The following is a 23620-nucleotide window of genomic DNA, read 5'->3' on the forward strand; positions in this document are numbered from 1 at the left end:
TCTTATTTCACGGCACTTCCGAGCATTCCTGAGATGAACTGGCGCTGCAATGCCAGGAAGAAAATAATGATTGGAATTGTTGCGATCGTCACCCCTGCCATGACCTGGCCGTAATCGATCCGGGATAGGCCGAACAGACTGGACAGTGCCACCGGGAATGTATACATATCATTGGACGATAACGCGATCAATGGCCATAAGAAGCTGTTCCACTGATAAAGGAACAAGAAGATCGCCGTTGCTGCGAGTGCCGGTTTCATGGATGGAAGGACAATTTTAAAGAAAATCTTCCACTCCCCTGATCCGTCGATTCTCGCCGCTTCGATGAGTGAAGTCGGGAAGGCAAGCATATTCTGCCTCATCAAAAAGATTGCAAAGGGATACGCCAGGTTCGGAAGGATCACGGCCTGATACGTATTCAGCCACCCGAAGCCGGCCATCATTTTAAACAATGGAATGATCGTGGCATGATAAGGCACCATCATTGAAAGCAGGAAAACACCGAAGATGATGTTTCTTCCTTTAAAACGAAACTTCGCGAACGCGTAAGCTGCCATTGAACAGATCAATAAACTTAGTACTGTATAGACAATCGCGATGAAAAGCGAGTTGAACATCACTTTTCCGATATCGATCGATGCATTCAAATTCTGGACATTCTCTGTAAGCTTTTCACCAGGTGCGAGGACCGGAGGCTTTGAAAACATCTTACCACTCTCATTCGTAGCCCCGATCGCCGCCCAGTAAAACGGGAAAAGGGACACAAGGGCACCTAAGGCAAGGACACTATATAAACCGATTTTCTTTCCTAATTTAGTCTGTCTCATTCTTGATCACCCGTTATTTTGAATTGTATGAACGTCATGATTGCGATAAGGACTACAATCACATACGCAATGGTTGAAGCATACCCGAAATCAAAGAAGCGGAATCCGGTTTGATACAAGTACATCCCGATCGTCAGCGTCGCATCACTCGGTCCGCCCTTCGTCAACACGAACGGCTCATCGAATAACTGAAGCGTCCCGATCGTCGATAATACGACCGTAAACAGGATGACCGGCTTCAGCTGCGGAATCGTGATGGAGAAGAACTGGCGCACACGGGACGCCCCGTCCATACTCGCCGCTTCGTAAAGCTCCTCAGGGATATTCTGCAGTCCGGCCAGGTAAATGACCATGTTATAGCCGACCCATCTCCAAGTCATCGCAATGATCAGGGAAGCTTTTGCCCAGAACGGATCGTTCAGCCAAGGGATTGCCTTTAATCCAAGGGATGTCAGGAGCTGATTGACCACCCCGTCATTCATCAGCATGATGGAAAAAATGATGGAGTAGGCGACCAGTGATGTCACCGCCGGCAGGAAGAACGTCACCCGGAAGAACCCTTTCATGCGAAGCAGTGCAGAGTTTAATAGGGAAGCCAGCACGAGTGCCAGCAGCACCATTATCGGTACTTGAATGATTAATAGAATAAACGTATTTTTAAGTGCGGTATGGAAAATTTCATCCGATAACAGCCGCTTATAATTGTCTAGGCCGACAAATGTCAGATTGACGCCCTGTCCGGTCTGGAAGCTGAGGATCAGCGATGAAATGATCGGATAGAGCATAAAGATGCTGAACAGAATGACGGCTGGTGCGATGAATAAATACGGGATATATGTTTTTGACTTCATACATCATCCTTCTCTCTTGCAGATTTTAATAGTGGAGGCTCATTTCCCTAGTTGAATAGCCATGAAGGCTCTTTTTTACCTTCTTGGACCATTAACCTCGAAGGGCTGGCCGCCGCAGCTAGATACAATGAATGTTATAGAAAAAGAGAGACCTAGATCACCAGACGAACCTCTTGGCTCTAAATCTCTCTTTTCAACTTCTAAACAGATTTCTAGTTTGCTTTACGTTTCGTACGGTCTTCCAAACGCTTCGCTGCTTCTTCAAGCGCTTTTTGAGGATCTGTTCCGTTGAATGTATCTGCCTGTGCCTTGATGGCTTCATCAAGTGCCACTGAGTAATCTTTTGTATAGTAGGCAGTCGGTACATCCTTCATTTCGTCTGCAAACAGTTCCCAGATCTTCTGTCCGCCGAAGAACTCGTCTTCGCCTGTGAATACTTCAGAATCGTATGTTGTATTCAGGGACGGGAATAGACCGTAGTCTTCCATCGCCATGATCTGCGTATCTTTGTCCGTTGAGAAATACTCAAGGAAATCATAAGCGGCATCTGCGTTTTCAGTAGCGGCAGGAACCATCCAGCTGGAACCGCCCAGGTTGGAAGCACGGTTTCCGCCTTCTTCAAAGGCAGGAAGCTTGAATACTCCCCAATCTCCTTTTGTATCTTTCGCCTGATCGATGATCGTTCCGTAATACCAGGCACCGAATGGAATTGTCGCCACCGATCCGTCGACTGTTGAAGAAACGACTCCGTTCCATCCATCTACGTTCTTGATCAGGTCAGCGTCAGCAAATTTCTTTTGCATTTCCATTGCCTTCACAGCTTCAGGGCTCGTCAAATCGATGTTTCCTTCTTCGTCATAATAGAAGACCCCCTGCTGATTCAGCATCATTCTGAATGTCGGATCGTCCTTGAACATATCCAGTGGCATTGCATATGAACCTGTCTTTTCTTTGATTTTCTTGCCTGCTTCCAGGAAGTCATCCCATGTTTCGATGTCTTCCGCTTTCACACCCGCTTCTTCAAACAGGCTTCTGCGGTAGAACATCCCACCAGGACCTGCATCGAACGGCATGGCGAAATATTTGCCATCCACCTGTGCCAGGTCATTTTTGAAAGAAGGGAATTTGTCTTTATGATCGTCAAATCCTTTTTCTGAAAGATCCAGGAATCCTTGCGGGAATGCCTGAACATATCCCTGAATGCGGTCATCTTCCACGAGTACGATGTCAGGAAGCCCGACACCGCCTGCTGCAAGACCTGTTGAAAGTTTGTCATACACATCCAGACGGCCGATGTCCTCCACTTTCAGCTTCACATTCGGATTCTCCTTTTGATATTCCTTCACAGCTTCGTTCAGGGCCCCAACGTTTACGTTCCAAGCCCACGCCGTCAACGTCACTTCTCCATCCTTGCCTCCGCCTGAACTGCTGGAACTGCATCCGGCAATCATCAACGCAGCAATGATGCTCATCATAACGAATAATTTCTTCATACCCTTTGTCCCCCTTAGTTTCTTAGATTAGAAGAGTTGTAATCGTTTTCTTTTACCGACAAAAATAAAACACCTATTAGAAAGCGTTTACATCTTACTTAAGATTTTAGTAAATAATCAGAAAACAGTCAACAATATTTTTACTAAAATTTTTATTATTTTAGTAAAGTGTGTTTTGGGTACTGGAATAGGGGTGATTGGGGACTGATTAGTGGGGAGATATTGGAGTGGGAAAGGTGAATTGGGAGGTGTACCTGGTACACAGCCCAATAATAAAACGGTGCCAGGCACAAATCGACCGTTTTGTGCCTGGCACCGCGCAAACCTGCGCATACCCGCCTCCTCATATCCCAACAAAACAAAAAAAGGACGTGCCTTTATCTAGCTAAAGGCCCGTACTTCAACACATTAACTCAGTAAAGTTTTCCTTGTCTGTACAAAATCGTCGATAGTTTGGTGACGGAGTGAATATAGCAGTTTTGCCTGAGCGGGAACGGGTCCCCGAAGAACTGCGGGAGGACCGTATCCAGTGTTGCCTGCATTTTTTCGTAAAGGAGCCTGAACACCTCGTCTTCTGTGTAGAATTGGGTTTCGCGGCCCTGCAGCCATTCGAAATAGGAGACGATGACCCCGCCGGCATTGGCGAGGATATCAGGGACGATGATGACTCCCTTATCACTCAGGAATTTGTCCGCTTCTGTAGTGACAGGCGCATTCGCCCCTTCTATGAGGATGCCTGCCTTCACTTTTTCCATATTGTCTTTGTGGATCTGATCTTCTAAGGCGGCCAGGATCAAGACGTCCACATCCAGATACAAGACATCCTCACGGTCCGATATCTCAGCTTTTGCATCTATTTCCTTCAGCTGTTCTTCGGTTGTAGGGAGGTCCCCTTTATTTCTCATCGTGAACTCAATCAATGCCGGGATGTCCAGACCGTCCCCGTTGTAGAGCGTCACATTCCTGTCGCTGACGGCGACGACCTTGTTCTGCAGATGAGTGGACTGGTAGGCTTCAAGAGCCGCGACCGAGCCGACATTCCCGAATCCCTGCACAGAAATGGTCAACGGTTTTTCTTCATATTTCAAGGCAGTTTTGGCGAAAATATTATCCGTCTTCGTCAGCAGATTCTTCTGGTTTTTGATAAAGTCATGGATCATATAGCGGAATGTAAAAAATACGCCTTTACCAGTCGCTTCCCTGCGTCCGAGGGAACCTCCGTTGATGACGCTTTTCCCCGTAAAACTGCCCCTGTACGGGTAGCCGGGATGAATGCTTTTATACTCGGCCATCATCCAGTCCATCTCCCGTTCACCGGAGCCCATGTCGGGTGCGGGAATATCCTTATCAGGACCAAGGACATCACTGAAGTACTGTACATATTTCTTTGCAATCAAGTTCAGCTCTTTATCCGTGTAATCACGGGGATTGATGATGATGCCGCCCTTCCCGCCTCCGAACGGCACGTCATGAAGGGCGTTCTTCAGCGTCATGAGCGACGCAAGGTTGACGACTTCATCTTCATTGACGGATTCATGAAAACGGATCCCGCCTTTATAAGGACCCAATGCGTTGTTATGCTGCACCCTGAAAGCGGGGATCCGGTCGACACGCCCATTTTCAAGCGGCACCCTCAGGAAAGATTTATGTACATGATTCGGCGTCGACAGAATGGCGGTCAACGAAGTGAAAGCCTGTTCCCTAGCCCCTTCCTGCAACTCAGGTAAAAAATTTTCATCTTCGAGTAAAGCGTCCAGTGATTTCTGGACAATGTCACGTGTTTGGCTGATCATCGTTACCCTCCTAATCAGAATAAGTAATAATTGGTATATATTATAAAGTTACCCAATTCATTCGGAATAAAACGATAATCCATTTAATTTGGTGAAAAGCTCTTTTGGCAGACTTCCGGTCCAACGGTGCCTGGCTCAAAACCAACGATTTGTGCCTGGAACAAAAACTGCAATTTGTGCCTGGCACCATTCCATTTTGTACATCCCCCAATCCCACCATCCCATTCCCGGCCCACCTCCCACTCAAGCACCGCAAACAAAATAAAGGACAGACCTTCAGCAAATTATCCCGCTAAAGGTCCGTCCCTCACTATATTGATTCTTCTATTTCTTCACCGTAAACGTATACGAAGTAGATGCCCGATACTCTTCTCCCGCTTTAACCATGACAGATGGAAAATGCGGATGATTGACGGCATCGGGATAGCCCTGGGTTTCCAGGCATAACCCTGCATGCTTTCCAGCTGGAACCCCTTCACTCAGAATGTCCCCTGTCAGGAAGTTTCCGGTGTAGAGAACGAAGGATTCCTGGTCGGTTCCTACCGTCATCACCCTTCCGCTCCCTTCATGCGAAAGGGTGATATTGCCGCTCTTATTTAAAACAAAAGGATGGTCATATCCATTTTTCGTTTCTTCGGATTTTCCCATGTCTTCACGGATGGTCCGCTTCTGCCTGAAATCAAATGCAGTTCCTTCAACAGGACGGATTTCTCCAGTCGGCAGGTTTTCTTCCGATAGCGGAAGGAAAGAGTCGGCGTCCATCTGTAACACATGCCCTAAAACATCCTCTTTAGCATCACCGCTCAAATTGAAGTAACTGTGATTGGTGAGGTTGAGAGGCGTGTCGCGATCGGCTTCAGCCTGATACTTAATGTGGAAACATCCCTCATTTGTCAGGGTATAGGTCACAAATACTTTCAGGTTTCCTGGATAACCTTCTTCCCCGTCGCGGCTGAGATAAGAAATTTTCACACTTACCCGGTCAAACTCTATCGCGACTTCTTCCTCTTCCCAAACACCTGAGTTGAAGCCGCTCCTGCCGCCATGAAGGTGGTTCTCCCCTTCATTCGGCGTCAGCTCTACGGTTTCTCCCTGATGGTCATATCTCGACTGTCCGATCCTGCCGGCGACCCTTCCGACGATGGCACCGAAATAATGGGTATGTTCGATGTAAGCATCCAGGGTGCCAAAGCCAAGGACGACATTTTCAAGACGGCCGTTTCGATCAGGGACAAGGATCTTCGTCACGGCTCCACCATAGGTGATGAAGGTCACTTCCATTCCATGATCATTTTTCAACGTATAGGCGTCGACCTGCTTTTCCCGGTACTTCCCGAATACTTCTTTCTTGATATCCATGCCCTTACACCTCAAGGATGCGGCATTCGTACGGCGCAAGATCGATGCCGTTGAATGTTTCCTCATGGCCGTTATGGTTCACGATCACCCTATAGTCTTTTCGTTCAGCCGTTCTCGTGATGACTTCAACGCCAGGGTTGGATTCCACCGTCTTAAGCGACGAAGCTGCAGCTATCTCCCTTGCCAATGATTGCATGATCTCCTGCTGGACGCCTGCACCGATGTAGTAAGCTTTTCCTTTACCAAAATCATTCAGCGTCACACAGGAATATTCATTGTAGAAACGATCATCGTAGCGATACAGCGTACGTGCCGTCAAAGGTTTCACAAGATCACGCCAGTAAACGGACTGCGTTTCATTCCCGCCTTCCATCGGAACGACAGGAGCTGACTCACCCGCCTGCAGCGACTCGGATTCCTCAACTTCGATTCCGAGAAGACCTGAAAGTTCCCCTGGGATCATCTTGCCGAACACAAGATTGTTGTCGCGGTCCTTCACACCTGCACGGTAGGACATGACGACGGTCCCTCCGTTCTTCGTGAATTCCTCCAGACGCCCGGCGAGTTCTGGGTCCATCACTTTGGCAACCGGAAGGAGAAGCACCTTGTATTGGGAGAAGTCCTGGTCGTATTTGATCACATCAATAGACGTGTTCTGCTTATGGAAAGGCTCGTATAAGCGGAGGATTTCCTCCGTATAGTCGATGCTGGCGTTTTGCTGCTGATTCCTCCACGACCAGATCGTGTCAAAGTCGTAAACCAGGGCGACATCCGCTTTCACCGGTGCATCGAACAGTGTTTTATACTCTTTTACTTCACTGAAGAATTGCTGGACTTCCTTGTATTTGCGAGTCGTACGGTTGTTGGCATCAAGGATTCCAAGGCAGTACTGCTCGGCACCTTTATTCATCCCGCGCCAGCGGAAGAACAGCATGTTCGAGCAGCCGTGGGCGAACGCATGCCATGCCCACGCCTTTGCCTGATTCGGACGGGGAAGATAACCGATGATGTCATGTCCCTGTGCACCCATCAGCTCTTCAACGATCCAGAAATTCTCCTTCTTCAAACCGCGAACGTAATCGAGCGTCATGGAAAGGTGCGCCGGTGAAATCGGTTCCTTCAAGCCGCCCCAGACAGGGTAATTATCATAGGATACGAAATCCAGATCCCTTGAAAATTCATTGTGATCGAACCATTTGTCAAAGAATCCACCAGGAAGGTTCGTCGTCACAGTCTGATGGGACCCCTTCAACTTATTCACTAGATTGATATGTTTGTGCGCGAATCCGGCCAGAGATGCAGAGCGGAAACGTGCCCAATCGAGCATCATCGCCGGATTATGAACGGTGACAGTCTGCTTCGGAACAGGCACCTCTGAAAAATCATTGTACGTCTGCCCCCAGAAGATCGTTCCCCAGCGTTCATTCAGTTCGTCGATGGAACCGTATTTCTTTTCAAGAAATTGCTGAAATGCGTTCAAACATTGATCACAGTAGCACATATCGCTGCCTTCGTGACCCAGTTCATTGTCGATCTGCCATGAAACAATTGCTTCTTCGTCTTTGTAGTGCTGAACGAGCTTTTCTACAATGCGCAGGGAGTATGTTTCATAGGTTTCTGAGTTGAAGCAGTATTGGCGGCGGCCGCCGAATGATTTTTTACTGCCATTGATGTCCTCGATCAGGATATCAGGATGTTTTTTGGCCAGCCAGGCAGGGAATGTCGCTGTCGGGGTACCGAACATGACGCTGATCCCCTGGCTTTTTGCCTTTTCGATGACATGATCAAAGAATGAAAAGTCGAAGTTTCCTTCTTCTTTTTCCATCAGGTGCCAGGCGAATTCACCGATCCGTATCATGTTGACGCCCATTTCTTTCATGCGTGAAAGGTCTTCATCAATTAGCGCTTTATCCCAATGCTCAGGGTAGTAGTCCACACCTAGGTACATGTTTATCACCTTTCTCCTCTGTAGGCTTTCTTTTATTTAGAATTACAAAGTCGTCGTTTAATAAAAAATATATGCTGCTGAATACCGCTTTTGATTTCCGTGGAAGACTTCGCTTTCCGCGGGTAGCCCGTGAGCCTCCTCGGTCGTTCCTCCCTGCGGGGTCTCACATTAGCTACTTTTCCCGCAGGAGTCTACGTCTTCCACTCCAATCAAAAGCTGGATCCGGTTAATTATACTAAGTCTGAGCTGATGTTTTTCGAAAGAACATGCCGCGTTCAGTCTTGAAACTGTAGGTCCGCTACATTGTTACTCGCCACTCAACCCATCCACAAACTTCCTAAACGCCTTCATTCCTTGATCATCGCGCTTGAACACTCCGGCGTCTTCTAGGACGCGGGAGAATTTATGGCCCAGTTCTTCGCGGACGATTCCGCTGACGTTTTCCTTGTTCACTTCGCTGCCGTGGCGGTCTTTCATTTCCTGAACCCACGGCAAGTGGATGTCTTCGACGTTATGACTCATTCCCAATAGTGCTTTTTCCACCTCTTGAAGTTCTCCTTTCAGGCGGGCCGGCAGGACGGCGAGGCCCATGACTTCGATGAGGCCGATGTTTTCTTTTTTGATGTGATGAACATCGGCGTGCGGGTGGAAGATGCCCATCGGGTGCTCGTCGCTCGTCCGATTATTCCGTAAGACGAGGTCTAGTTCGTATTTGCCGTCACGCATGCGTGCGATCGGGGTGATCGTGTTGTGGCGGGTGTCCCCGGAGTATGCGTGAATTCCGACTTCCGGGTCGCTGTACTCTATCCAGCGCGAGAGGATCTCATCCCCTGCATCGGCGAGCGCAGTCATTTCATCCGAACTCAACCGGATCACCGACATCGGCCATTTCACGATGGACGCTTCGACTCCAGGAAAGCCGTCCATTGAAAAATGATAGTCGCTTTCCGCTTTTGCCATGGCAAAGTCGTAGCGCCCGCCCTGATAGTGATCGTGTGATAGGATCGAGCCCCCTACGATCGGCAGGTCTGCATTCGAGCCTGCAAAATAGTGTGGGAACTGATGGACAAAATGAAGCAGGCGCTGGAACCCGCTTTTGTTGATTTCCATCGGACGGTGCTCCTTCGAAAGGATGATGCTGTGTTCGTTGTAATACACGTACGGCGAATACTGCAGCATCCAGTCTTCATCCCCGAGGTTCAGCCGGATCATCCGGTGATTCGCACGTGCCGGGTGCCCGATCCTTCCGGCATAGCCTTCGTTCTCGACGCAGAGTAGGCATTCCGGGTATTTCCGATCCTTTTTGGGCATCGCGCGCTCCATCGCAATCTGCTTCGGGTCTTTTTCGGGCTTAGACAGATTGATCGTGATGTCGAGTTCCCCGTATTCTGTCGAGGCTTTGTAGCTGATATTCTGCTTGATTCGCTTCGTCTGGATGTAGTTGCTGTCCTGACTCAATCGATAAAAATAATCGGTCGCTTCCTTTGGGTCCCGCTCATATCGCTGGAAGAATTCCGAATTGATGACGGATGGCCTCGCGATGAAGCAATCCATCACCTCTGCAGAGAAGATTTCCTTTTTATCGAACAGGTCTTCAACGATGCCTTCTTCCACTGCATATTCCGTCAGTGCTTCGAGCAAGTCCGGAATGTCAAAGTCTTCAGGAGCCGGTACGTGCTCCTGCTGATAGTCTTCCAGATTCAAACGTGCCAACACACGGTTGCGTGCATACACTTCATCTTCTGCCGTGATCAATCCAGCTTCCAGCGCTTTTACGATCAATGCGTCAACCTGTTGGAAAATGGTCATCTCCATCACTCTCCCTTTCCGTCTCTGTAGCCGTACGGATGATTCTCGTGCCAATTCCACGCATCCCCGATGATTCTCACGATCGACGTTCTTGAAGGGTTCCAGCCAAGTACGTCCTTGGCCTTTTCAGAAGAGGCAATCAGCTTGCTTGGATCCCCGGCTCTCCGCTCCCCGACCTTGGCCGGAATCGGATGCCCCGTAACGCTGCGTGCGGCATCGATCATTTCTTTTACAGAAAAGCCCTGGCTGCTGCCGAGGTTGAAGATATTGCTCTCTCCTGTTCTCTTCAAATAATCAAGCGCGAGCAAGTGAGCTTCGATCAGGTCATCGACATGGATGTAATCACGGATGCATGTGCCATCAGGCGTATCGTAGTCTTCGCCGAAGATCGTGATGTGCTCACGCTGCTCGAGGGCAACCTGGAGGATGATCGGGATCAGGTGGGTTTCGGGATCATGGTCCTCACCGATCTCGCCGCTCGTTCTCGCACCTGCCACGTTGAAGTAGCGGAGCGAAACGAATTTGATCCCGTACGCCTCGTCGCACCATCTCATCATCTTTTCCATCGCAAGCTTCGTCTCACCGTAAGCGTTGGTCGGATTCGTCACCATGTCCTCCGTGATGGGCACCTGCTCGGGTTCCCCGTATGTGGCTGCCGTGGATGAGAAAACGATGTGCTTCACGCCGAATTCCTTCATCACCTCAAGCGTCACCTGAGTGCCGTAGACGTTGTTATCAAAGTATTTCAGCGGATTTTCCATCGATTCGCCTACGAGTGAATTGGCTGCAAAATGGATGACGCCGTCGATGCTTTCTTTTTCAAAAACAGAGCGGAGGAATTCCTTATCGCGGATGTCGCCTTTATAGAAGACCGCATCCTTATGGATGGACCCTTCATGCCCTGTCTGCAAATTGTCCACTACAATCGTACGGTATCCCTTTTCGACCAGCTGATAGACTGCATGGGAACCGACATATCCTGCACCGCCAAGTACTAAAACGTTCATACGATCACCTCTTTGTCTAATTCTTTCGCACCGTCACCGATGTCTGCTGTATAAAACGTCGCTTCATAACCGATTTCTTCCTTATATTGTTTTCCCACTTCCGCAATGAAGCGGTCCACATCTTCATTTTCCACAATCGCAATCGCACAGCCTCCGAAGCCAGCGCCCGTCATCCTCGCTCCGACGACACCCGGCTGGTTCCACGCTGCTTCCACCAGTGCATCAAGCTCTTTTCCCGTCACCTCGTAATCATCCCTGAGTGACGTATGGGAATCATTCATCAGCTTCCCAAATTCACTGAGCTGTCCGTTCTTCAAGCAGGTCAACGCCTTCAATGTGCGCCGGTTTTCGTATACGGCGTGCTTGGCGCGTTTCTGTTCGGTTTCAGTGGCGATCACCTGTTTATGCTGTTCGAATTCTTCCTCTGTCAGATCACCGAGAGAGCTGATATCAACGACTGTCTGAAGACGTTTGAGTGCCGATTCACATTCGCTTCTCCGCTCATTGTATTTCGAACCCGCCAGTTCACGGCGTTTATTCGTATTCATGATGATGATCTTGTGATGTTCGAGATCAAGGGGAGCATATTGATAGTGAAGAGTATGGGTATCAAGCAGGATGCCTGCTCCCTTTTTCCCCATCCCGATGGCGAACTGATCCATGATTCCGCTGTTGACGCCGATATAATCGTTCTCAACTTTCTTACCGGTCTCCACCAGCTCCAGGCGGTCCGTATCCAGATTGAATAACCCTTCGAGGAGCACCCCGGTCACAAGCTCGATGGAAGCCGATGACGACAATCCGGCCCCGTTCGGGATATTCCCGAAGTAAAGGACGTCCATGCCCCGGTCGATCCTGTGCCCCGCTTCTTGCAGGAAACGAATCATCCCTTTCGGATAGTTTGCCCAATCATGGCTTTTATCATAGTCAAGGCCGTCGATGTCAAACTCGATGATTCCCTTCTCTTCAAAGTTAAGGGAATACATCCTGACGAGGCGGTCCTCCCTTTTCCGTGCAAAGGCATAGGTACCGAACGTGATCGCACTCGGGAAAACGTGACCTCCGTTATAATCCGTGTGTTCCCCGATCAAGTTGATGCGGCCGGGTGCAAAAAAAGCCCTGCTCGCTGCGCCTCCGAATATCTGCTGAAAACTCTCAGAAAGCCTCTGAAAATCCATTGTGATTCCTCCTATAAAAACAAATCTGTCAATCTATCATTCGTTCATCCTGCGGTCGTTCCGTTTCATCAGAAACCGCTTCCAATTTCATGTTAATCCATGTGCCTCAGAACGTCAATAAACTTTTAGTAAAAGTTTTACTAAGTTTTAAAAAGAACAGCCAGGCTATGCTACCTGACTGTTCGATTGTCATCGTTTTATGCGCCGATCCCGACCGGAGAGAAGATCATATAGATGATGATCATCGCAATGGTCACTGCAATCCCAATCGGGTACACAAGTTTCCATGGCTTCATATCGACTTTATGTGATTCTTCAAGTACATAATCGGTATCCCTTGGCTTGAGCTTCCCGATGATCAGCATCAATCCTGAACATAGAACGAACAGAATCCCCAGGATATGAAGGAAGTGCAGGCCAGTATCCCAGAACAGCTGCGTCACTGCGTAAATCGAGATGAACACAAACAGGGAAACCTTGGCCGCAATCGCCGGCACCCGCTTCGTCAGATAACCGATGATGATGATTGTAAAAATAGGAACATTATAGAAACCGTTTACAATCTGAAGGTACTGGAAGAACCCTTGAGGCGCCTTTTCAATCAGCGGTGCCAATACCATCGCAAATACTGCGAGCAGCGTCCCGAAATACTTCCCAGTTTTGACAAGCTGCTTATCAGATGCCCCCGGTTTCATATAAGGCTTGTAAATATTCAAGATAAATAGAGTCACAGATGAGTTCAATGCCGAGTTGAACGAAGACAGGATCGCCCCGAACAATACAGCCGCAAAGAATCCGACAAGCGGAGTCGGCAGGATCTCATTCACAAGTCTCGGATACGCATCCGTCGGCTCAAGATTTTCACCGAACATATTGAACGCGATGATCCCAGGCAAAATCAAGAAGAACGGGCCAAGCAGCTTGAACCCAGCCGCAATCAATACCCCTTTCTGTCCTTCCTTCAGGTTCTTGGCGGCAATCGCACGCTGCATGATATGCTGTGCCGTACCCCAATAAAACAGGTTCACCAGGAGCATCCCCGTGAACATCGTACTGAACGGCACCGGATCCTCCGGTTTACCGATCGCATTCAGCTTCTCAGGCGTGTTCTCCATGATGATGTCAACACCGCTGAACAACGAACCGTTACCAAGAACGAATAATCCAATGACAGGTATCATCAATCCACCGATTAAAAGTCCGATTCCATTGATGGTATCGGATACAGCAACCGCTTTCAATCCACCGAAAATGGCATACAGGGAACCGATGACCCCGATTGTCCAAACCGTGATCCAAAGTGCTGTCGTCCGGTCCACCCCAAGCATTTCAGGAACATTGAAAATCCCGCTAAGCGCCACCGCACCTGAATAAAGGATCGGCGGAAGCAAATTGAATACATAACCAAACAAGAAAAGAATCGTGACGATCTGCTTCGTACCAAAATCAAAGCGCTCTTCCAGAAAGTCCGGAATCGTCGTGATGCCGCCTTTTAAATAACGCGGCAACAAGTAAAAGGCCACAATGACGAGCGCAATCGCAGAGCCGACTTCCCAGCCCATCACCGACATATTATCGGAATAACCTTGGGCGTTCAGCCCGATCAGCTGCTCCGTCGATAAATTCGTGAGCATCAGCGAGCCCCCGATGACCCAGCCGGTCAAGCTGCGCCCCGCAAGGAAATAACCATCTTTCGTATTCAAATCCTCGTCCCTCGTCTTCCAATAGGAAATGAAGGCTACGAGCAACGTAAATAACAAGAAGGATACAACTGTAAAGATCATGATGAAACTCCTCTCTCTCCTATACTGCTTTAGTCCATTTTCATAGTATTTCACTTAATGTCTTTATCAAACTTTAAAGCTAGTATAAATGAAAGCGCTCTTACAGTAAACATTTTAGTAAAAATTTTTTGATGTTTTTACTGGTTGTTTTTAGTAAAAGGGAAGAGGGAGCCGGCTGGCTCCCTCTTCTTTATGGGTTATTACGTTTTGATGACAGGCGTTTTATAGAGTGAAAACTTCTCCAGTTTAGTATTTTTTCTACTCTGTTCGCGTTCTTTACCACAAATCATAATGCAACCTTCCATCTTCCATCCAAAGCTTGGAACCTCCTTCTTTAATGTCTCCCTCACCTGTTACAACAGGTTCACCTGTAGCAATAACCTTTTCTACAAGTGCAGCAGCACCTTCTCTGGAAGTACCCCCCGTATAATACACATACAAATCTATGAACAATTCTTTGTACTCTACACTCGTTGAAAATCCATAGTTCAATCCGGCAAGAGCCTTCCTATTCTTATCAAAAATAACAGATACGTCAGAGCTTGGAACGTAATAGTATCTTCCTCCATACCTTCTGGCAATTTCATCAATATTATCATAACGCTCACCATAAGGATTGCGGCTAAAGATCGTTTCAAAGCCGCTTGAGGATGTCACGGTAAACGTCATTGGGAAGATTTCATCAGTTTCTCCAGCCTTTTTGTCCTCGGCTTTTTTCTTTTCTTCTGCAAGACGTTTTTCCTCAGCACGTTTCTTTTCTTCTTGTGCTAGTTTATTTGTTTCATATACATTTGAAGCCTTTTCGATCTCATTTATAAGCTGCGTGTTCGTATTGCTGTAAGGTAATTGTGCAATTTCCTCTGAAAGCTGTGAAACCATCTGTTCAAATTCACCCTGGGGGAGTGACAACTCTTCTGCAATTGACTTGAGTTCCGCGATTTTATTTGAAACATCTTGATAGGTAGAAACCTGCTCTTCTAAACGAGTGATCTGCGGCTTATATCTGTTTTGAAAAAACTCCCGGATGGTGGGATTTTCGATTTTGGCAGTCAGCTTTGTAAAATCAGCAAGCTCTTCCTTTATTGAAGTCAGCAGTTTTGATGAACCCGGATCGAGCGGATCATCCTTCACTTTTTCACCAGCATCATGAATCCTGCTTTGCAGCTGATTAGCTTTTGGAACGATACTGTTGTATTCTTCAATTCCTTTCATTTTAGGAATTAATTCTTGTTCGACGTTTTCTTTATTTGATCCGTTCAAGTTTGAGAGTTGTTTCTCAGCATCATTCAATGATAATTGGGCCGACGCTACCGCCTTTTCATCCATAAGTGTCAGCAGCCCGTTTTCCTTTGCGTCCTTCATTTGGATTTCCATCGATTCATATAAGGAAGATAAGCTTCCCTGAGCCGAAACAAATACTTTTTCGGCTTTTCCCTTCTCTACTTGAGAAAGAACGTACATCGTCAGGAAAGAAAAAAGCACTAATCCGACGAGTCCCAAAGCCATACCAACGATTTTGCCTTTATTGAACATCCATTTCCCCCACTTTTTTCGTTTTGTATATTAGACGAATCCCGGCAAGCTTTTATTTCATTTTCTAAAAAATAATTTCCATTTTTTACTCATTAACTAAAAATTTTCAGAAAATCTTTAAAATTGAGGATTTAAAATATTTAGCAACCTTGACAATCCCTACTAATACACTATAATTAAATTCATTAAATTCCGATTAGATTAATATGAATTAAGAGAAAAGGTGATTAATTGTTCATTCAAATCGAACATCTTAACAAACAATATAATGATAAAACCGGGGCTCCGGTCGATGTGTTGAAAGACATCAACCTTGAAATCGACAAGGGAGAATTCGTATCAATCCTTGGCCCGTCAGGCTGCGGGAAGTCTACCCTGCTCTCGATTGTGGCCGGGCTGACGAAGGCAACGAGCGGTGATATCACGGTCGGTGGAAATCCGATCAAAAAGCCCGGAAAGGACCGAGGCATGGTGTTTCAGCAGGCTGCCCTCTTTCCATGGCTGAACGTGCGCGACAATGTCACCTTCCCGTTGAAAAAGGAACTGTCCAAGGCCGAAGCGAGGCAGCAAGCTGCAAAGTACCTACATATGGTCCAGCTTGGAGATTATCAGGATCATTATCCTCATGAACTTTCAGGCGGAATGCAGCAGCGGGTTGCCATCGCGCGTGCACTTGCGATGGATCCGGAGGTCCTTCTGATGGATGAACCATTCGGAGCACTCGATGAACAGACCCGTTCCCGCCTGCACGGCCAGCTCGAAACGATCTGGATGGAAACGAAAAAGACCGTCCTCTTCGTCACCCACAGCATCTCGGAATCCATTAAACTATCAGACCGGATCATCGTGATGGGCACGCGCCCAGGGACGATCCTCGCTGACATCAAAGTGGATATCCCGCGTCCACGGGAAGCTCATAAGGAAGAAATGGTAGGAATCGAGGAGCATATCATGAGCTACCTGAAGAAGGAAATCGACAAAGTCATAAGTGAGGAATTGGCCTATGAACACAGCTCTTAAACGAATCATCTTCTTTGCACTCATCATCGCTTTCTGGGAAGGGGGTTCCCGCTTCGGACTATGGACAGAGGTTGTGCTCCCTTCACCTACATCCGTTTTCGACGCTCTATTGACCGGTATCAAAGATCAAACACTCATCATCGACCTGATCGCAAGCTTCAAGCGGCTGCTAATCGGACTCGGCATCGCATTACTGATCGGAACGAGCATCGGCGTACTTTTGGCAAAATCAAAAACAGCTGACGACACGCTTGGATCGGTCCTACTGGCCCTGCAAAGCGTACCAAGCATCGTGTGGTTGCCGCTCGCAATCATGTGGTTCGGGTTAAATGAAAAATCCGTTATCTTCGTTGTCATCCTTGGCGGAACTTTCGTCATGGCATTGAACATCCGAATGGGAATCAAAAATGTATCCCCGCTGTTTATAAAAGCAGCACAAACAATGGGGTCGAGAGGATTGGATCTGTTTATCAGGGTCATCTTCCCTGCATCCATTCCTTACGTTGTGACAGGCGCACGCCTTGCATGGGCATTCGCTTGGAGAGCATTGATGGCAGGTGAATTGTTGAGCACCGGACCTGGACTTGGCTATACGTTACGCTACGCATCTGATTTTGGTGACATGAGTTTAGTCATCGCGGTGATGATCATCATCGGTGTCGTCGGTGCAATAGTGGATCAGCTGATCTTCCAGCGTGTTGAGAAGTCAGTTATTAAGCGTTGGGGGTTGGAGTCATAGTGCGTGATTGAGTTTTTGAAAAAAAATCCGGATTTTTGAAAAATTTTCATATGTTTTTGAAAAAATAATAAGATTTTTGAAAATAAATCATGCATTTTTGAAAGAATAATTCTTTTTAAGCAAAACGACACCACCTTCAGTAAAAAAATACCCATAAAAAAACATTAGGAGGCCACAAAATGAAAAAAACCTTTCTTTTCACAGCGATTTTCTTCCTCATCGCCGGAATTTTAGCCGGTTGCGGAACATCAGACAAAACGTCCGGATCCTCTTCGGACAAAGAAAAGATCGTTATCGGGTACTTCCCGAACATCAACCACGTCCCGGCGATGGTGGCAAAAGAAAAAGGCTACTATGAAGAACAGCTTGGTGACGGCACAAAGATCGAATACAAAACATTCCCGGACGGTTCATCTTTCATGACCGCCCTTAAGACAGGAGAAATCCACGCCGGCCTTGTCGGACCGGGACCTGCCATGAACAACTACATGACAGGTGCGGATGTGAGAATCATCGCAGGTGGTTCAACCGGCGGTACGGTCGTACTCGCCAGTGAACAAAGCGGCGTGAAATCAGTCAAAGATTTTGCCGGCAAGTCATTCATCACACCTGCTGTCGGCTGTACGCATGACGTCCAAGTTGAAACATTCCTGCAGGAACATGGTATCGAATCTTCTCGTATCGGCGGAACGATGAAGCACGTGACAGGAAACCCAGCTCAATATGCGGCGATGCTGAAATCAGGTAAAGTGGATATCGCAGTCGCTCCTGAGCCTTGGGCAGCAGTCATCCAGCAGGAAACTGGCGCGAAAGTCATCATCGACCATGACGAAATCGCATTTGGCGAAACACTTCCGGCATCCGTCCTAGTCGCATCTGGAACATCAGTAAAAGAAAATCCAGAACGTATCCAAAGTATCGTCGATGCCCACAAACAGGCAACGGAATTTATTGCTGAATACCCGGAAGAAGCAAAAGAAATCACGATCAAAGACATTAAAGAAGTAACAAAACAAGAACTGAGCAAAGAAGTCGTCGACCAGGCATGGGAACGAATTGGATTCACCTACAAAGTGGACTCGGACGCCGTGCAAGCATTCGCAGACTCATCTTACGAACTTAAATTCCTGAAAGAAAAACCGGAATTCACAGACCTGATTGACAAACAATTCATCGACTAATCCGAAGGCCCGTCCCTCGCTGCTTTAACGTGGTGAAGGGGCGGACTTTTCTTGTAAAGAGGGGGAGATTAAGATAAAGAGATTTTGGTTTGTTGTGGTGGCTGGAATGTTGGCGGCTGTGCTTGCTGGATGCGGGAAGGAAAATGTGGAGGAATCGTTTCCGATGAGTGTTGAGGTTGAGGAGCTTGAAGCCGTAGATCAAGATGGTGATAAGGTACGGTTATCAGAGCTTAACGAGGACAAAATCGTCATCGCTGATTTCATCTTCACCAATTGCGAGACGGTCTGTCTTCCGATGACGGCGAATATGGCAGAGCTTCAGGAAAAGATCAAAGAAGCCGGACTTCAAGACTCCGTACATCTCGTTTCGATCTCGATCGATCCGGAAGAAGACACTCCCGAGACATTGACCGAGTACAGTAAAAGGCACAACGCCGATTATAGCAACTGGTCCTTCCTCACCGGCTATTCGCGTGAAGAAATCGAATCCTTTGCAAATGTCTCCTTTAAAACGCCAGCAGCTAAAGTCGAAGGCTCCAACCAGTTTGTTCATGCGACTTCATTTTTCCTCGTAGGTGAATCGGGCACACTCCTTAACAAGTATGAAGGGGTATCAGATCCGCCTTATGAAGAAATCATCAAGGACATCCAAAAGTTGAACTAACAAAAAAAGCTTGATTCCCACCCACGAAACGAAAGGGACGGAAACCAAGCTTTTTTATTTATTCTGAAGCCACTCAAAGAAACCAGATTCAGTCAACACTTGGTCTGCCTTGTTCCCTCCTCGTTGAAATGAAACCTCAAGGCCTTCCTGCTTCAATACACAAACCAAATCAACCAGCCCCCTAACACCAAGTTGGTTGATGGTGTCCAACTGACTGATATCGAATACTATGGTTTCATATCTTTTAAAATGATATCTATATTCAAGTAAAAACTCATCTAATTTTTCAATATTGGAGGAACCAAGATACCCGGATAGAGCAACCTGCATCGCTCCAGAATAAGAAGAAACACCTATATTCAAACGTTTTGTATAAAGACGAGTATGTCCCATATTAATGAGAAGATCTTTCCCGGAAGACGGATGATAAAAGAAACACATTTCCTGTTTGACTGAAAGATTCATAGGAAGCACCTCAATCTTTTAGAATAATAATCAATTTTATAGTATTTTTTACCCACTCCACCACCCCTTCAAACCTCAAATTCAGGATTTTATCCCTAAAACCTGACAATTTTTTAGATTAGGGTCCATTATTAAACACTTAACTCATAACGACAATAGCAAAGGACGATTGTATATACTCATGTTCCGGTGATGTCTTGTGTAGAAAGAAACAAAGTTTACGAAAAAAGGTGACTAAAAAAAGGAATCCTCTCAAAGAATCCCTCAATACTTTCTCACAGTCCGTTTTATTTTTTTGTACCATAATGGTACTCAAAGTTATCTTTAAAGTCCTCCCAATAAATCGAAGCCTGTTCTTTCACTGGCTGTTCTCCTGAACAGTTTTTATTAAAATCTTCTTCATCTTCTCCCTTGATAAACAACAGACCAGAAATTCTTTGATGACCAGATACTTCAAGCTTACCTGCGACACATACCTTTGATTGTTCACTTACCGTTAAGTGCTTTCCTACCTTAAGGTCTCCTCCGACATAAATAGACGATGTCCCTTCTATATCCAAATGTCCTTTAAAGTCAGCCGATCCACCTACTTCCAGGGTAAGATTCTTAACATTGTTCATATTCTTTCCCATGGTGAATCGACCATCCACATGAACGTCGGAATCCTCGAGATTATTACCATTCCCCGAAAGCGTTAAGTCACTTAAAGCATAGATGACATCTTTCTGTATTTTTTTATTATTGCCCGAATATGTTTTAGAAATCGTTACTAACACTTCTTTACAACTATTGTCCAAGCTATCGGGATTTTTACACCTGTCTTCCACCACAGGCTGTGAGATCTTTTTTAAAAAATCACCACCTGAAGGGTCACTTTCTGTCCCTTCTGCCTTGATTTGAAGGGGAATGATCGTTTCGGCAAATAACATAAAGTCTTTCTCTGCGCCGTCCTGCCCTTTTATTCCCCTACTGGAAAAGCTGATCACGATTTCGGGGTATGCCGAATTCAAAATAACCGGCTCTATCTCGAAAGATGCAGCCGTATCAACTGCAACTCTCTCTTCTTTCAAAAAATCAGGCAGTTTATCAATCATCATATTAAATATATCTTGTTCAGTGTAATCTTTGCTTTCATCTTTCTCGATTTCATCCAATACCCATTCCCTGCTTTTTTCGAGGGCGTGTTTGATGGATGTTTTATAATAAGGGATTCCCATTTCAGCCAATGCTACTGCCTGATAATTCTTTTCAACCTTGCTATTCTGCTTAGCGCTGTTATAGGATGCACCCAGCAAACTTAACGCTATGACCATGAATACGACGAGGATCAATAGCGACAAAACTAGAGCGTAGCCTTTTTCTTCTTTAATTTTCATTGTTTTGACTGCCTTTCAATTTATATAAAGTCGTTGTCAAATTGAATGTATTTTCAGAGTGTTCTTTGTCGTGGATGGTAAGCTCTAGATCGCGGGAACTGGAATGATCGATATCTTTCGTAGTGCCCTTAAGGCATAGGTCAGGATGAGAATATGTTTTAAATGGCTGCGGGGAGCTGTCTGATTCATAAATTTCTATTTCACAGCCCGTGTTCACTATTTTATATGTAGAATGGGACTGATGGATTCTGGTCAATTCCATTGAAATGAGATTCGCTTCTTGCTGCATGGACGTTTGTGATACGGCTTTTTTTGAATAGTTCAATCCCTGAAAGAGCACATTCCATAGCACCAAACCAATCACTGAAAGGATCGCTAAACTCGCAAGGACTTCTATTAATGTGAGGCCATTCTGATTTTTCATCACTCAATCGCCCCCTCAGCATTCACGTAGCCATATGTTTCCGTTATCTCCTTACCATTTTTAGATAGATTGATGATTACTTGGCGGGGTCTATCTTCTTGCTGATCAATTGGAAGTTTAACCTTTACGTCAAACCCCTCCGCTGTCTTTTTGAAAAAGTAATATACAGCATCTTCAGGGTTATAACTTTCATAACCATACGGAACATCTGCAACAAGAGGATCCTCTAAAAAAACGGCGATTTCATCGTTTTCATCAATCGTCCACTCGGCAAGTATTTTCTTTGCTACATTGATCCCCTTCGTTTTGTCGTCATTCTGTTGATTCATCATCCCCACCTGCGGAAAGAAAGAGAGGATGGATACGACAATGATGGATAAAATGGATGTCGCCGCCAGAATTTCGACTAACGTTAATCCTTTTTCATTTTCTAACATTGGAATTCCCCTTATAGGATAATCATCCTGTATTCTTACAATCTATTATAGCACTTAGGAACCGATAATTTCCTTTATTTAACGCGACTCTTTTTGGTACGGTCAGCTGAAATATCTTGTTTTATACCATAATTCATTGATTGTAATATTACGTTAAAATCTCTCCCTAAAGAAATATCCTTCAACCTTCTCTGATAAAATATAAATATCGTTTACTATTGTTGTATTTGACAGCAGGAATTGTTTTTCATTGGAAGAAGCACAGGAAGCGATGATTGATTATTATTCCATTGGGAGACCCGCTATTGTAAACTCTTCTTCCACAATTTAAAGATACGAAAAAAGGTGAATAAAAAAGGTATGAACAATAAATTGTTCATACCCTATTATTTAGTATACAGATGGAACTGTTGTTAAAGGAAGTTGAATGGTAAATGCAGTCTTTTCAGCGCTCGATTGACACGTAATTTTCCCATCATGTTTCTCTATCAGCTTTTTGCAGATGAACAATCCGATCCCTGTCCCAAGCTCTTTTGTTGTATAGAAAGGTTCAAAAATGGCATTGATCGTTTCTTCGTGAATTTCGGGACCATTGTTGCAAATATTGATGGTTATTTCATCATTGATGATGGAGGAAGTAATCCAAATTCTGCGTTCTCCTTCCGTCTGTTGAAGCGCATCGATGGAATTCATGACCAGGTTCAAGAGAACTTGTCTCAGCTCATCCTGATTTCCAGTGATTTTGAATTTCTCATCTATATTCACTTCTGTGGTCACTTCTCCCGCGAGAAGACTTGGATACAGGAATTCAATCAGCTCAGCAAACAGTTTTGATAAGACTACTTCTTCCCGTTTGCTCTCAATGATTTCCTTTCTAGACACATGAAGAAATTGAGAAATCCGGTAATTCAACTGATCCAGCTCATGCTGCATGATATCAAGATATGGAAGATTCGGATGATCATGCTGGAGTAATTTTGTAAAACCGATAATAGAGGTTAATGGATTTCTGAACTCATGTACAAAACTTGAGCTCATTTGCCCCAGTATCGTCAGCCTCTCTTTATGGGTCTGATCGATATAAAGCTCCTTCTCCTGCAGCTGTTTGTCCCGGATATCCGTGTAATGTTTTACAGCAAGATAAGAGAAGCGGTCAAATAACGAATTAATTTCATCAAGATACCGTTGGAGAGCATCCCATTCAATTCCGGAACGGCTTACCCATTTGATGATTTCACTTTTCCCGACATTTACGTTGTAAACAAATTCGCTGATATTCACATTGGCCTTCACCCGTTCGTGAGCAGTCTTAAACGCAAGTGCCTGGATTTCCTCTTCTGTCAAAGGGTGTTTAATGGCACGCTTCACCAAGTGAAACATCCTGAGTCCATTCTGCAGGACCTCTTCCTTATATAAATCATCCTCAGAAATGACAATTTTCGCTCTCCAATTATGTAAAAACTCAGCTGAATGTTCATCTAAAAAAGCTATGAGTCTATCAGAAGTACTAGTCATTTACCGGCAATCCCTTCGTTCCCTTATTTTCAACATTCTGTCTTTACTACTATCATAACAGAAATACACTTCCCCTGAATCATTTTCTAAAAATTGCATGCCGATTCCCACACTCTACTAAAGCACCGGGGCGGCCCAAGGCTAAAGGCCGTCCCTCACTCTACTAAAGTACTACGGGACTGACGCCCCCAAGGTTCGTCTGGGTTCGACAAATAGT

At 45.9% G+C, this 23620-nt stretch carries 20 protein-coding genes; 4 read left to right on the forward strand and 16 right to left on the reverse strand.

From position 1 onward, the window contains the following. Positions 1-2: 2 nt before the first annotated feature. The 11 genes from ACUXV2_RS17415 to ACUXV2_RS17465 form a co-directional block, all read right to left on the reverse strand. Positions 3-827, reverse strand: coding sequence for a carbohydrate ABC transporter permease (locus ACUXV2_RS17415; RefSeq protein ID WP_446244415.1), 825 nt, complete (start codon positions 825-827; stop codon positions 3-5). Further along, a complete protein-coding gene (locus ACUXV2_RS17420; protein WP_446244416.1) occupies positions 824-1678 on the reverse strand; it encodes a carbohydrate ABC transporter permease in 855 nt (284 codons plus the stop codon). The genes ACUXV2_RS17415 and ACUXV2_RS17420 overlap by 4 nt, the downstream gene beginning before the upstream one ends. Positions 1679-1890: 212 nt before the next feature. Beyond that, on the reverse strand, positions 1891-3171 hold the full coding sequence (locus ACUXV2_RS17425; RefSeq protein ID WP_446244417.1) for an ABC transporter substrate-binding protein: 1281 nt from the start codon (positions 3169-3171) through the stop codon (positions 1891-1893). 413 nt (positions 3172-3584) lie between these two features. Further along, complete coding sequence (locus tag ACUXV2_RS17430; protein ID WP_446244418.1) at positions 3585-4964, reverse strand: Glu/Leu/Phe/Val family dehydrogenase; 1380 nt, start codon at positions 4962-4964, stop codon at positions 3585-3587. A 324-nt stretch (positions 4965-5288) separates the two neighbouring features. Continuing rightward, entirely contained in the window at positions 5289-6323 is a 1035-nt protein-coding gene (locus ACUXV2_RS17435; protein WP_446244419.1) for an aldose epimerase family protein, read from the reverse strand. Positions 6324-6327: 4 nt separating this feature from the next. After that, positions 6328-8271 carry a beta-galactosidase gene (locus ACUXV2_RS17440; RefSeq protein WP_446244420.1) on the reverse strand — a complete coding sequence of 648 codons (1944 nt, stop codon included), beginning with the start codon at positions 8269-8271 and terminating at the stop codon, positions 6328-6330. 306 nt (positions 8272-8577) lie between these two features. Then, on the reverse strand, positions 8578-10080 hold the full coding sequence (gene galT / locus ACUXV2_RS17445; RefSeq protein ID WP_446244421.1) for a UDP-glucose--hexose-1-phosphate uridylyltransferase: 1503 nt from the start codon (positions 10078-10080) through the stop codon (positions 8578-8580). A gap of 5 nt (positions 10081-10085) precedes the next feature. Beyond that, positions 10086-11087 carry a UDP-glucose 4-epimerase GalE gene (gene galE / locus ACUXV2_RS17450; protein WP_446244422.1) on the reverse strand — a complete coding sequence of 334 codons (1002 nt, stop codon included), beginning with the start codon at positions 11085-11087 and terminating at the stop codon, positions 10086-10088. Then, entirely contained in the window at positions 11084-12265 is a 1182-nt protein-coding gene (locus tag ACUXV2_RS17455) for a galactokinase (protein ID WP_446244423.1), read from the reverse strand. The genes galE and ACUXV2_RS17455 overlap by 4 nt, the downstream gene beginning before the upstream one ends. Before the next feature lie 197 nt (positions 12266-12462). Continuing rightward, complete coding sequence (locus ACUXV2_RS17460) at positions 12463-14049, reverse strand: solute:sodium symporter family transporter (RefSeq protein ID WP_446244424.1); 1587 nt, start codon at positions 14047-14049, stop codon at positions 12463-12465. 276 nt (positions 14050-14325) lie between these two features. After that, on the reverse strand, positions 14326-15582 hold the full coding sequence (locus ACUXV2_RS17465; RefSeq protein WP_446244425.1) for a hypothetical protein: 1257 nt from the start codon (positions 15580-15582) through the stop codon (positions 14326-14328). 231 nt (positions 15583-15813) lie between these two features. Between ACUXV2_RS17465 and ACUXV2_RS17470 the strand changes: the two genes are divergently transcribed. The 4 genes from ACUXV2_RS17470 to ACUXV2_RS17485 all read left to right on the forward strand — a co-directional run bounded on the left by ACUXV2_RS17470 (position 15814) and on the right by ACUXV2_RS17485 (position 19186). Continuing rightward, positions 15814-16602, forward strand: a complete 789-nt coding sequence (locus ACUXV2_RS17470) for an ABC transporter ATP-binding protein (RefSeq protein ID WP_446244426.1) — start codon at positions 15814-15816, stop codon at positions 16600-16602. Next, positions 16586-17341 carry an ABC transporter permease gene (locus ACUXV2_RS17475; RefSeq protein ID WP_446244427.1) on the forward strand — a complete coding sequence of 252 codons (756 nt, stop codon included), beginning with the start codon at positions 16586-16588 and terminating at the stop codon, positions 17339-17341. The genes ACUXV2_RS17470 and ACUXV2_RS17475 overlap by 17 nt, the downstream gene beginning before the upstream one ends. A 179-nt stretch (positions 17342-17520) precedes the next feature. Then, entirely contained in the window at positions 17521-18522 is a 1002-nt protein-coding gene (locus tag ACUXV2_RS17480) for an aliphatic sulfonate ABC transporter substrate-binding protein (protein WP_446244428.1), read from the forward strand. Between the two features lie 106 nt (positions 18523-18628). Continuing rightward, on the forward strand, positions 18629-19186 hold the full coding sequence (locus ACUXV2_RS17485; RefSeq protein ID WP_446244429.1) for an SCO family protein: 558 nt from the start codon (positions 18629-18631) through the stop codon (positions 19184-19186). Positions 19187-19240: 54 nt separating this feature from the next. On the opposite strand, the gene ACUXV2_RS17490 is transcribed toward ACUXV2_RS17485, so the two are convergent. The 5 genes from ACUXV2_RS17490 to ACUXV2_RS17510 form a co-directional block, all read right to left on the reverse strand. Next, positions 19241-19651, reverse strand: a complete 411-nt coding sequence (locus ACUXV2_RS17490) for an STAS domain-containing protein (protein WP_446244430.1) — start codon at positions 19649-19651, stop codon at positions 19241-19243. A 287-nt stretch (positions 19652-19938) separates the two neighbouring features. Next, a complete protein-coding gene (locus ACUXV2_RS17495) occupies positions 19939-21027 on the reverse strand; it encodes a hypothetical protein (RefSeq protein ID WP_446244431.1) in 1089 nt (362 codons plus the stop codon). Continuing rightward, the gene (locus ACUXV2_RS17500) at positions 21017-21451 is read right to left on the reverse strand and encodes a type II secretion system protein (RefSeq protein WP_446247101.1); all 435 of its coding nucleotides are present in this window, start codon (positions 21449-21451) and stop codon (positions 21017-21019) included. The genes ACUXV2_RS17495 and ACUXV2_RS17500 overlap by 11 nt, the downstream gene beginning before the upstream one ends. Continuing rightward, the gene (locus tag ACUXV2_RS17505; protein ID WP_446244432.1) at positions 21451-21888 is read right to left on the reverse strand and encodes a PulJ/GspJ family protein; all 438 of its coding nucleotides are present in this window, start codon (positions 21886-21888) and stop codon (positions 21451-21453) included. The genes ACUXV2_RS17500 and ACUXV2_RS17505 overlap by 1 nt, the downstream gene beginning before the upstream one ends. A gap of 390 nt (positions 21889-22278) precedes the next feature. Next, on the reverse strand, positions 22279-23403 hold the full coding sequence (locus ACUXV2_RS17510; protein ID WP_446244433.1) for a histidine kinase N-terminal domain-containing protein: 1125 nt from the start codon (positions 23401-23403) through the stop codon (positions 22279-22281). Between the last annotated feature and the right edge of the window lie 217 nt (positions 23404-23620).

Source organism: Rossellomorea sp. NS-SX7, assembly GCF_052828565.1.